The organism is Protofrankia sp. Cj5 (assembly GCF_917627405.1).
Lineage (GTDB): Bacteria > Actinomycetota > Actinomycetes > Frankiales > Frankiaceae > Protofrankia.
Map to the genome: position 1 here is coordinate 1 of NZ_CAKJTO010000126.1, position 12109 is coordinate 12109.

The 12109-nt window shown below is 69.7% G+C and carries 6 protein-coding genes and 1 pseudogene; 6 read left to right on the forward strand and 1 reads right to left on the reverse strand.

All coding sequences use genetic code 11. From position 1 onward, the window contains the following. The first annotated feature begins 144 nt into the window (after positions 1–144). Both MJ777_RS19940 and MJ777_RS19945 read left to right on the forward strand, forming a co-directional pair. Positions 145–2196 (forward strand): putative baseplate assembly protein, encoded by a 2052-nt coding sequence (locus tag MJ777_RS19940; RefSeq protein WP_239377426.1) that lies wholly within the window; start codon positions 145–147, stop codon positions 2194–2196. Positions 2197–2205: 9 nt separating this feature from the next. Next, positions 2206–2757 carry a phage tail protein gene (locus tag MJ777_RS19945; RefSeq protein ID WP_239377427.1) on the forward strand — a complete coding sequence of 184 codons (552 nt, stop codon included), beginning with the start codon at positions 2206–2208 and terminating at the stop codon, positions 2755–2757. On the opposite strand, the gene MJ777_RS19950 is transcribed toward MJ777_RS19945, so the two are convergent. Next, entirely contained in the window at positions 2746–5757 is a 3012-nt protein-coding gene (locus tag MJ777_RS19950) for a winged helix-turn-helix domain-containing protein (RefSeq protein ID WP_239377428.1), read from the reverse strand. The genes MJ777_RS19945 and MJ777_RS19950 overlap by 12 nt on opposite strands. A 192-nt stretch (positions 5758–5949) precedes the next feature. Here MJ777_RS19950 and MJ777_RS19955 point away from each other — a divergent pair, with 192 nt between their 5' ends. From MJ777_RS19955 to MJ777_RS19970, 4 genes and pseudogenes are all read left to right on the forward strand, one after another. Then, positions 5950–7050 carry a hypothetical protein gene (locus MJ777_RS19955; protein WP_239377429.1) on the forward strand — a complete coding sequence of 367 codons (1101 nt, stop codon included), beginning with the start codon at positions 5950–5952 and terminating at the stop codon, positions 7048–7050. Positions 7051–7209: 159 nt separating this feature from the next. Beyond that, entirely contained in the window at positions 7210–8607 is a 1398-nt protein-coding gene (gene tyrS / locus MJ777_RS19960; RefSeq protein ID WP_239377430.1) for a tyrosine--tRNA ligase, read from the forward strand. An 893-nt stretch (positions 8608–9500) separates the two neighbouring features. After that, positions 9501–10913 carry a family 2B encapsulin nanocompartment shell protein gene (locus tag MJ777_RS19965; RefSeq protein ID WP_239377431.1) on the forward strand — a complete coding sequence of 471 codons (1413 nt, stop codon included), beginning with the start codon at positions 9501–9503 and terminating at the stop codon, positions 10911–10913. Positions 10914–11047: 134 nt separating this feature from the next. Further along, positions 11048–12109, forward strand: a pseudogene (locus MJ777_RS19970) (germacradienol/geosmin synthase); the annotation flags it as partial.

The following is a 12109-nucleotide window of genomic DNA, read 5'->3' on the forward strand; positions in this document are numbered from 1 at the left end:
TGGACATCCAGGACGTGGATGTCCGGCCTGATCCGGCTTCCTCGACGCTGTGGATCGACATCAGCTACCGGCTGCGGGGTCACTACGACCGGCGCAATCTGGTCGTCCCGTTCTACGTGATCCCCGACCAGGAGTGAGCCCACGGTGAGCCTGCCCGCCCCGAACCTCGACGACCGTACCTTCCAGCAGCTGGTCGACGACGCCAAACGGTTCATCCGGGACCGCTGCCCGGACTGGACCAACCACAACGTCAGCGATCCCGGCGTGACTCTGATCGAGACGTTCGCGTGGATGACCGACCTGCTGCTCTACCGGCTTAACCGGGTGCCCGACCGCAACTATGTGAAATTCCTCGAGCTGCTGGGTGTCGGGCTGTTCCCGCCGGTCGCGGCGCGTGCCGAGGTGTCGTTCCGCCTCGCCGCGCAACAGCCCTCGCTGGTCCGCATACCACGGGGGACGGTGGTTTCCACGCGGCGGACCCCCTCCGAGCCCGCGGTCGAGTTCACCACGGTCGACGACCTGGAGATCGTGCCGGCGAGGTCGGTCCTGGTCGCCTCCATGGTGGAACCCGGCTCCTTGCGTGACCATACTGCCACGCTCGGCCGCGGCAACGGTTTTGCCTGCTTCGATCCGCATCCCAAGCCTGGCGACGCCCTCTACGTCGGCTTCGACCGACCGGCTCCGGCCAGCATCGTGCTGCTGCGTTTCACCTGTGAGCTCGCCGGCCATGGGATCGACCCGCGGCAACCGCCGCTGGCCTGGGAGGCCTGGGACGGCGACGAGTGGCGCCGATGTGACGTCGAGCAGGACACCACCAGCGGCCTGAACGCAACCGGGACGGTGGAACTGCACCTGCCGCGCACGCACACCCTGCGCAGCGTCGGCGGACGATCGTCGGCATGGGTGCGTTGCCGGGTCGTGGAGCTGTCGGACAACGCCAGGAGACGAGGGGCGAAGCCCTACCGTGAGTCGCCCCGTATCGTATCGGTGAGCGGCTCGACGGTCGGTGGTGACGTCGACGCCGTGCAGGGCGCCCTTGTCGCCGGCCAGGTACTGGGCCGCTCCGAGGGCGTCGCCGGCCAGGCTTTCCGGCTCCCGTACGCACCGGTGCCCACCACGTCCGAACCGGTCGTGATCGAGGTCAGCGCCGGTGACCCACGCCGGGAAGGCGACGGCACCGCACGGCCGGCCGGGCTGCCGGCGGCGTCCGCCGATACAGCCTCCTCCTCGTTCTCCTCGACCGGCTGGCAGGCCTGGCGGCGGGTGTCGTCGTTTGCCGACAGCGGTCCGGCGGATCAGCACTTCACCCTGGACGCGACCACCGGGGAGGTCCGCTTCGGGCCCATGGTGCGCCTTGCCGATGGCAGCGTGCGCCAGTATGGGGCGGTGCCCGGCAAGGACGCGATGATCCGCGTCCGGCCGTTCCAGACGGGTGGCGGTCGCCAGGGCAACGTGACCGCGCGGGCCCTGACGATGCTGCGGTCGTCGATCCCGTATGTCTCCGCCGTCTACAACCGCCGGCCCGCCACCGGAGGCGTGGACGGGGAGAGCGTGGACGAGGTGTGTACCCGCGGCCCGCTTGTGCTGCGCTCCCGCGAGCGTGCCGTGACAGCGGCGGACTTCGAGGCGCTCGCCCGGGAAGCGGCGCCCGAGATCGCCCGAGCCCGATGCGTCATCGAAACCACCGGCCGGGACGCCGGCGCGGTGCGGGTGCTGCTCGTCCCGCGGGCATCCTCGGACGCCGACGGGCGGCTCGCGCTCACCCAGCTGGTGGTGCCGGAGCGGACGGGCACGGCGATCAGGAACTATCTGGACGATCGCCGCGTCGTCGGTGTCCGGGTCAGTGTGGAGCCGCCGAGCTACGTGGGGACGACCGTCGTCGCCCGGCTGGCCCCCGCGCCGACGGCGACCCGCGACGGCGCCGAGCGGGCCGCGCTGCGCGCTCTGTACCGGTACCTGCACCCGATCAGCGGCGGTCCAGACGCCACCGGCTGGCCGTTCGGGCGGTCGGTACACGTCGGTGACATCTTCGGGATCCTGCGGGCGCTGCCGGCGGTCGGGCTTGTCGATGAGGTGGTGCTGTTCCAGCGAAACCCGCTGACCGGAGCGCGTCTGGACCCGACCGAGCGGATCGACCTGCCACCCACCAGCCTGGTCTTCAGTTTTGAGCACCAGATCGACATGGTGCGGGACTGAGGGCCGGCGATGCGCGGAGCCATCGAAGGACTGGGCACGCCGTTCCCCTTGCGCGACGGGCTTCCGGGCGTGCTGCTGCGGGGAGTTTCCGAGGCGCCGCTGGAAGCGGGCACCATCCACGGCCTGCTGGCCGCTTTCGACGACGTGCTCGCCCCGATCCTCGCGACGGTGGACAACATCGACGCCTATCTCGATCCGGCGTTGACACCCGCGGACTTCCTGCCCTGGCTCGCCGGCTGGCTGGGCGTCGAGCTCGACGCCCAGTGGCCGGCCGAACGGGTGCGACAGGTCCTGGCCGCCGCGGCTGAGACACTGCGCTGGCGTGGCACCCCGCGCGGGATCGCCGCCGCGGTGCGGGCGGCCACCGGAGTGGACCCTGAGGTGTCCGACAGCGGCGGGGTCGCCTTCTCCCCCCAGGCGCGCGGGGCGTTCCCCGGCAGCCCGGATTCCCTCCTGGTGGTACGGGTGCCGCCAGGCACCGACCTGGCCGCTGTCAGCGCGGCGGTAGCGTCGGCCAAGCCGGCGCACGTGCCGCACCGGGTGGAACACCTACGTCGCTGATCGGCCGGGTGCCTCGGCTCCGGTGGCCCCTTCGGCCCCTTCAACCGCTTCGATACCGAGTTCGGCGAGGACCGCGGCGTAGCGCGCCTCGGTGTTGGTCACGGCGGCGTGGTGCCCACCGCCGCGCAGCGCCGTGACGAGCAGGTGCCACAGGCCGTCGCGATAGCGGTCGATCTCCAGGCCGCGTTCGGCCAGGCGCGCGGCGTCCGCGCACCTTCTGTCACCGGAGGCGATCCCCGCGGCGCGTTCGCACGCACCGGCGACCGCGTCACGGAGCAGGGCGCGTTCCTCGATGATCAGGTCGAGGGTGTCGCACTCGGGCAGCACCTCGGCGGTGTAGAGGTCGACGGCGGACAGGATGTGCTGGTACTCGGCGGCGGTGTCCCGGCTCTGCCTGGCGGCTGTCGCCCATCGCAGCCGCCGCCTGATCCGGTGTATGTCGAGGTCGTCGTCGTCGTGGAGGACAAGCCGGTAACCGTTGCCCATCCGGCGCAGCAGGCCGCGTTTACCCCGCGGCGTGTCCGGCTCCAGTAACCGCCTGATCGCGCTGATCGCCACCTGGAGGCTGTGGCCGGCCTGCGCCGGCCCGGCGTCGGGCCAGATCGCATGCATGAGCCGGTCCCGCGGCATGAGCCGGTTGGCGTTCACCGCGAGCAGCCGCAGCACCTCCAGGTTGCGTGGCTGGACCCCGGTGAGGTCCACTGGCCGGCCGTCCAGCTCGAGCGCGAGAGCGCCGAGGCAGCGGACGGCAAGGCGCGGCATCAGCGGCCGCGTCGGCGGCTGCTCGTCCGCGGGCGGCCGTGCCGTGACGTCGGGCGAGCCAGGGCTGGTCACCAGACGCCGTAGCCACGTGCCCGCCCCGGCGTTGTCGGCGAGCGTGATCGCGACCGTGTGCGGATCGGTGCGGGCCGGCCCCGCGGCCTGCCCTGAGGCCGGTGCCGGTGCCGGTGCCGAGCCCATGAGCGCGAGCGCATGGGGCAACGGGCCGACCGCCGCGGCCGCGCGGATGACCGCCCGTGCTCTGTCGCTGTCGGCCGGTTGGCCGGCCAACCGGTGCGCCAGCATGGCACCGGCGTCCGCCCAGGCAACGAGCGCGCGGGCATCCAGGTCCGCGCACTCGCGGCTGGCCGTGCCCAGCACCGTGCGCGCAGCCTGCCAGGTGTTCGGCTGCGCAAGCCCGGCGAGACCAGCGAGCAGGGCAAGCAGGGCCGCGCCCCAGCGGTCGTCACTGCGGCGGCAGCTTCCGCGCAGGTGCTCCACATGTGGGGCAGCGCCGGTGGACGTCGTGCCGGTGGACGTCGTGCCGGTGGACATCGCGGCCACACCGGCGCAGAGGCGGAACAGCTGCGGACAGTCCGCCGCTTCGGCGGCCCAGACCGCGTCGTTCGCGGTCATGCGTGCGTCAGGCTCGGCACCGAGCACCGCGCAGATCGCCCGGCCCAGCAGCGCGGCTGTTTCGATCATCAGGGTGGTGCCGCCCGCCTGGATGAGGTGATCGAAACGTTGCCTCGCGGTGGCGATGTCTCCGGCGACGAGGGCCGCGACCGCTCGGGCGAGCCGCAGCTGCGGGGTGTCCGCCGGACCGTGGATGTGCGCGGCCGGTTCGTTGAACGCGGCGCGCATGATGTGCAGCCATGCCGTCGGCCGGCGGGGAGTGGGATTGAGCCACTCGTCGACGGTTGTCGTCTCGCGCGCCACCTGCGCCGGTGGTTCGACACCGAATCTCCTGCCCGCATCCTGATAGGTACGCAGCGCCGTGTTCAGGGACCCCTCGGCGACCAGACGACGGGCGAGCGCGAGCAGCACCCAGGGGTCGGAGTCACGGATCGAGGGGGGTAACAGGTCGGCCCATCCGCTGGGCTCGTCGACGAGGTAGCGGCCCTGCTGGCCGACCAGGCGGTGCACCTGTTCCCAGTCGCCGCTGCGGCAGAAGGCACGCAGCGCGTCCCCCAGAGCGCCGTCGGCTTCGCACAGCCGCGCCGCCTTCCGGTGCACCGCACGCGCCGCGGTATCGCCGTGGTCGATCACGAGCCGCTCCAGGAGATGGACCCGCAGCACCTCGTGGTACCGGTAGGTACGGCCGTCATCCTCGACGAAGGTGAACAGCCCGCGCCGCTCGAGATCGGCGAGCCGGGCGGCGCTGTCGGCCCGGTCGAGCAGCGCGTCGCAGCGTTGCCCGGTGAGCTGGTCGAAGGCGCTGGTCCGCACGAGGAAGTCGCGGTCGTCAGCGCTGACCGCGTTGAGCACGTGCGTCGTCAGGTACTCCCTGGTCAGTCGGGTCCCGCCGAGCCCGGCCAACAGCTTCGCCCGTTCGGACGCGGGTCTTCCCTGGGTCGCGAGGTGGAACAGTTGCAAACCGGCGGCCCAGCCGCCGGTGTTACGGGCCAGCGCGGCGACCTCCTCGGGCCGTAACCGGACGCCGTGGCAGCGCTGGAACAGCTCCTCCACCTCCCACGTGCGAAACCGCAGTTCATCCGCGTTCACCTCGCGTACCTGGCCGGCGAGGCGAAGCCGGTCCATGGCCAGCGCGGGCCGCACCCTGGACGCGATGAGCAGGGCCAGCCGCGTCGGGAGGCAGTCGAGGAGCAGCTGGAGGCAGTTTTCGACGGCATGCCCGTCGATGGTGTGCAGATCGTCGAGAACGAGCAGGAGCGGGGCGGTAAGTCGAGCCTCCAGGTCGGCCAGGGCCTTCTCCATCGTGGTCCACTCACCGAAGTCGGCCCGCACGACGTCACCCACGGCCGTGCGCAGATGCGTCAGAAAGGGCTTGGCCTCGCCGAGTCGGGCATCGAGGGTCAGCCAGGCGAGGGGCCCGTCATGCGCCTGCGCGATCTCCGCGAGCAGCGTCGTCTTGCCCGCGCCGGCCGGCGCGACGACCAGGCCCAACCGGTAACCGGCGGCGTGGCCCACCATGTCGGTCAGGCGTGGTCGGCATATACCGCGCGGCGGTGGCCGGCGTACCCGGGCAGGCACGACCGGTTGGAAGTCGGCGTCCCCCATTACTCCGCATTCCGGTTGGCGTGATTGGCTGCATCACCTTAAGCCCGCCGCGCCATCCTACGTAACACACTGGCACGGGAGGGCATGGGGCGGCCGGGAACGCCGCCCGCCGCGACGCGCGATTGACCTGGATAACCGACTGCTGGATTGTGCTGGTAGAACGACCGGACCGGGCTGAACGGGAAGTGAGCGATGAAGGAGTGCCCGCGCTGCCACCACGTCAACGACGACGACGCGAACTCCTGCGGTGGGTGTGACCGGTTCCTGTGGTCCGGCTCGGACGGGCGCGGCGTTGATCGGCGGAGCCCTCCCCAGGACACGGCGGTCCCCGCCCTCGACGTGCTCCCGGCCCCGCAGCCCGAGGCCCCGCAGCCCGAAGGTGGTACCCCACCACCTGCTGTGTCGCGGCCGATCCGCTCAGGTCGCCCCAGCCCCAGCCCCAGCCCCAGCCCCGACCGTGGCCGCGGTCCTGGCGGTGGCCGTCCTGCCGATCCGGCCGGTGCGACTGGTACGGCGGGTGCCCCTGGTCCCGAGCGGGCGGGCGCGGGCCCGTCCCGGCTGGGCACGGCGCCCCCGGACCCGCCCGCAGGCAGGCGGGTCCGGATCGGGGCCGACAACCGTCCCAACCGCCTGCGTGCTGTTCCCCTGCCCACCGCCACCGCCACCGCCACCGGTGAGCGGTCGCCGGCCGCGGCCCGCACCGATGCCCGTGATGATGCCCGCGCCGACGGCGGTCGAGGTGGCGAGGTACGCCCGGTGCGTCCCGACGAACCGTTGACGCTGTCCGGGGTGGGACAAGCCGGTGGCGGGCCTGTCGTCATGGGCGTCCCGGCGAGATCCGCCGCGGGTTCTTCCGGGCCGCTCGCTGCCGGGCCGGCGGCCACACGGGACGGCGTGAGCTGTGCCTGCGGCGTCCGCAACCCGGCGGGGCGGCGGTTCTGCCGGTGCGGGGTGGCCCTGCCAGATGGCCGGCCCGCCGCCGAGCCGACCGCGGATCACACCATGGACCGGGTTGCCGGCTGGCGCCTGCTGGTGGCCGGGTTCGGTGAGCGCCGTGACTTCGAACGCCGGATCCGCGCCGCGAACGGCGCTGGCCGAGTCGTCTACAACCTGGGCCTGGGCGTTCGGGCACTGGCCTTCCGGGTGACCGCGGCCGGCCTCATCGGAGGTCTTGTGCTGACCTTCGGCGGGCCGTGGGGCACCGGCTCGCGCGGCTGGGTGGGTGACCAGGTCGGGCGGGTGGTGCGGTCCCTCCAGAACACCGGGATCAGTTCCCCGCCGCGCTCCCAGTGACGCGGCCAGGATCGCGGCGGGCTCGGCGCCGGGCCCGAGCCTGAGGTCGAGGTCGAGGTCGAGGTCGAGTCTGAGGCCGGCCGGAGCGAGACGGGCGTTCGGAGACAGCCTCGGGTTCTTCATAGGATGGCGATGCCACCCACGCCCCGGAGAGCCCTGATGACCCGATTGAGCCAGTCCGTTGACCGCGTCACCGCCCTGCTGGAGGGCGCGGACCTCGCGGCCGGCGCCACCGTGCGTGAACTGCTGGACCTGAGCACGCAGCGCCGCGGTCTGGACCTGTCGGATCTCTCCCCGGCCGAGCAGGCCACGCTGATCGCCGAGCGCTCCCAGGAGCTGCAGCCCTCGGTCGACGCCCTGGCCGCGCGGATCACCGAGGCCGGGGAGAAGGGGCGGCCGTTCATCGCCAAATTCGGCATCGACCCGACCGGCCATGAGGTCCACCTAGGCCACGCGGTACCGATGCTCATCCTGAGCCGGTTCCAGCGCATGGGCCACCAGGTGGTGTTCATCGTCGGTGACGTGACCGCCAAGATCGGTGACCCCTCCGGCCGCTCGGACGAGCGCCCCGCGCTGACCGACGAGGACATCGCCCACAATCTCGCCACCTACCGCGAGCAGGTCACGGCTTTCTTCGACTTCACCCGCGCCCAGTTCCGCCACAACGGCGACTGGCTGCGGGACGTCAAGCTGCCCAGGCTGATCGAGATCACCGCCCAGATCCCGGCCTCGATGCCGTTGCAGCGCGACGACTTCCGCAAGCGCCTGGACGCCGGTCAGGGGCTGTCCCTGGCCGAGCTGCTGTACTCGGTGGTCATGGCGCTGGACTCGGTCGAGATCGCCAGCGACCTGGAGGTCGGCGGTATCGACCAGTTCCTCAATATGCAGATGTGCAGGCATGTCATGCACATCTGCGGCCAGCCGCCGGAACTGGTGGTCGCCACCGCGCTGATCGAGGGCACCGATGGCACCGGGGCGAAGATGTCCAAGTCCAAGGGCAACTACGTCCCCCTGGCCGCTCCCGCGGGTGAGATCTTCGGTAAGATCATGTCGGTGCCCGACCGGTTGGTGGAGCCGTACTTCCGGGCACTGAGCGAGTGGCGGGACTCCGAACTGGCCATCGTCGGTGAGCGGCTGGCCGCCGGGTCGCTGCATCCGATGGATCTGAAGAAGATCCTCGCGGGGGAGGTCACCGCGGCTGTCCACGGTGTCGAGGCGGCCATGAAGGCGCGCGAGGAGTTTGCCGCGCGTTTTTCCAGGCGCGTCTTCGGTGAGGTTGACGACCTGCCAACCATCACGGATCTGGGGCAGTCGATCACCGATGCGGTCAGGGCGCTCGGCTTCGCCAAGAGCAACGGCGACGTCCGTCGGGTCGCCCAGCAGGACGGCCTGCGGCTCGTCGTCGAATCCGCGGGCGTTCAGGACCAGCTCCGGCTCACCGCGGACGAGGCCCGCGAACCGCTCGCGACCGTGCTCAAGGACAAGCTCCATGGCCGGGCCGGCGAGTACTACCTCAAGGTCGGCCGTAGGCTCGCCCGCATCGCCGCCGGGTTCTGACGCGATCCCCCCGCAGCCTCCTGGGCGGATCGCCGGTAGTTCGGCTGTGGCTCCGTGGCTCCGTGGCTGGTGTCGCCTTCTCTGGACATCGGTAACTGGTCATTTTTGGCTAGGTGGATGTGACCACTCCTCACGTTCTGTGATAGACGTCCGTCGCGGAGCGTTCGGGTTGACGAAGGATTCAGGGGCGGCACAGGGCGGCGCGGAGCGGCCGTGAGCGACCGGGGCGCCGGCCGGGCGACGAGGTCACCGGAGGTCGGGGCCGTTCCTTGAGCGTTCGTGGCTCGGCATGCCGTGTATGGGATGTGGGCGCGTGCCGCCTCGGGGAAGGCAGCGCCGGGAAATGTGTGTGCCACCGGCGTCGCGGAGGCCGACAGGCGGAGCTCCCGCGGTTACAAAATGTAATGGAGAAGGTTTCCGCGCTGGGGCGGCACTGACATGCTGTGATCAAAGATCGATTCAGTTCGGGCCAGCTCGGACCATCACAGTGGGCCATGCGGGAGTGACACGCGGAAGGCCTTGCCGGTGCCATGACCGCTACGGGAAGCTTCGCTCGGTCACACGAACCACAACTCGCGCCGGGGGTGCGTAGGTGGACGCGTCGCATGCAACGCGACGTGGGAAGGAACTCTGCCTGCAACAAGCGAAACGTTGGGGAGGGGATGCGGCGGCCTCCGGTCAGCGCCAGCCGTTTTATCGGCCGTTCTATCGGCCTTGTTCAAGGTGGCCCGCCGGGGCGCCGGCCTGAAAGTAAAAGCCCTTTTCGGCCGGGCGATCCAGTTCGCGGCGACATATTGGTACAGCTATTCCGCGACGGTACGTGTGCCGTTTTCCGCTGATACGACTGCTGCGACTAATAAGACTTATACGACGAGAAATCGGTGGTGTAGATTATGACGGAACTGGTTGGTTCGGGTGTCGACGCGGCGGACAGCCCGCAGCTGAGCCTGGGTACGGCGGCCGCGCGTAATCTGGCGACGGTCACCAAATCCGTGCCCCAGATGCAGGAAATCTCCTCGCGCTGGTTGTTGCGGATACTGCCGTGGGTGCAGGTGGCGGGTGGCGTGTACCGGGTCAACCGTCGGCTCAGTTATCTGGTGGGGGACGGCGTCATCACGTTTGTCTCGACCGGGGCCGATGTCCGGGTTATCCCCCGGGAGCTCGGCGAGTTGCCGCTGTTGCGCGGGTTTGACGACGAGACGGTGTTGCGCGCGCTGGCGGACCGGTTTGTTCAGCGGGAGTTCGCTCCCGGTGACGTGATCGTGGAATCGGGCCAGCCGGCCGACCAGGTGTTCCTCATCGCGCACGGGAAGGTGCACAAACTCGGTACCGGAAAGTACGGTGACGAGGCCGTGCTGGGCGTGCTGGCCGACGGCGACTATTTTGGCGATCAGGTTCTGGCGGGGCCGCGGGGCAGCTGGGAGTTCACGGTCAGGGCCGTGACCGGGTGCACCGTGCTGGCACTCTCACAGCAGGCGTTCCAGGAGCTGGTTGACCAGTCCGCGGAGCTGCGGGCACAGATCGAGGCGTTCCAGAGCCGTTCGGAAGTCCCCCAGAACAAGTATGGCGAAGCGTCGATCGCGCTGGCGGCGGGGCATACCGGGGAGCCCGAGCTGCCGGGGACGTTCGTCGATTATGAACTCGCGCCCCGCGAATACGAACTGAGTGTCGCCCAGACGGTGTTGCGGGTGCACAGCCGGGTCGCCGATCTGTACAACGAACCGATAAACCAGCTCGAGCAACAGCTCCGGTTGACGATCGAGGCGCTGCGGGAGCGCCAGGAAAACGAACTGATCAACAACCGGGAATTCGGCTTGCTGCACAATGCCGACCGCAAGCAGCGCATCCACACCCACTTCGGTCCGCCGACCCCCGACGACCTCGACGAACTGCTCAGCAGACGGCGTGATTCCCGGTTCATCCTGGCGCACCCGCGAGCCATCGCCGCGTTCGGCCGGGAATGCAACCGCCGCGGCATCTACCCGACCGGTGCCGATATCGACGGCCACGGGGTGCCCGCCTGGCGTGGTGTGCCCATCCTGCCCTGTAACAAGATTCCCATCACTGACAGGCACACCACCTCCATACTCGTGCTGCGCACCGGCGAGGACAACCAGGGCGTCATCGGCCTGCACCAGACCGGCATCCCGGACGAATACCAACCGGGCCTGTCCGTCCGATTCATGGGAATCAACGAAAAGGCGATCATCTCTTACCTTGTCAGCACCTACTATTCGGCGGCGGTCCTCGTGCCGGACGCTCTCGGCATCCTGGAGGATGTTGACATCGCCGGGCCCCGCGACTAGTGGGAGATCCCGGGGACGCTCGGCGAACGCCGCCGTTCGAGCTACCAGAGTTCTATGTCCCCTATCCGGCACGGCTGAACCCGAACCTGGCGAGAGCTCGCGGGCACAGCAAGGCATGGGCCTACGAGATGGACATGATTGACGTACCGCAGCACGGCACCGTGATCTGGTCCGCGGACGATTTCGACGCACATGACTACGCCCTGCTGTGCGCGTACACCCATCCGGACGCGACCGGGCCGGACCTTGATCTGGTGACCGACTGGTATGTCTGGGTGTTCTATTTTGACGATCATTTTCTAGAGCTTTACAAGCGGACTCGGGACACGGCCGGCGCCCGGGATTATCTCGATCGGCTGCGGGCTTTCATGCCCGTGACCGGGGAGATCACTGAGACACCGGACAATCCGGTGGAACGCGGCCTTGCCGATCTGTGGGCCCGTACCGTCCCGGCGCGGTCACCGGACTGGCGGTGTCGGTTCGCGAACAGCACCGCGAACCTGCTGGATGAATCCCTGTGGGAACTCGCCAACATCAGTGCGGACAGGATCGCCAACCCCGTCGAATACATCGAGATGCGACGCAAGGTCGGCGGAGCACCCTGGTCGGCGAATCTGGTCGAACATGCCGCGGGTGCCGAGGTGCCCGCCGAGATCGCCGCGACCCGGCCGATGCAGGTACTCAGGGACACGTTCGCCGACAGCGTGCACCTGCGTAACGATCTGTTCTCCTACCAGCGCGAGGTCGAGGACGAGGGCGAGCTCAGCAACAGCGTGCTGGTTGTCGAACGATTCCTCGGCTGCGACACCCAGACCGCCGCCAATCTCGTGAACGACCTGATGACGTCCCGGTTGCATCAGTTCGAGCACACGACGTTCACCGAGTTACCCCCGCTCTTCGAGGAGCGGGGCGTTCACCCGCGGGCCAGGGCGGACGTTCTTGCCTATGTGAAAGGGCTACAGGACTGGCAGTCGGGCGGGCACGAATGGCACCTGCGGTCGAGCCGATACATGAAGGGCGGCTCCCCGGCCGCGGCCGGTGTGCTCGATGGCCCGGCGGGTCTTGGGACATCAGGGGCGCGCATCGTCTCGTCGCTGCTCTCGACCGCGCCGCGGCGGCTGAGCAGCTTCACGCACATCCCGTACCAGGTCGTCGGGCAGACCAGGCTGCCCGACTTCTACATGCCCTTCGCCCCC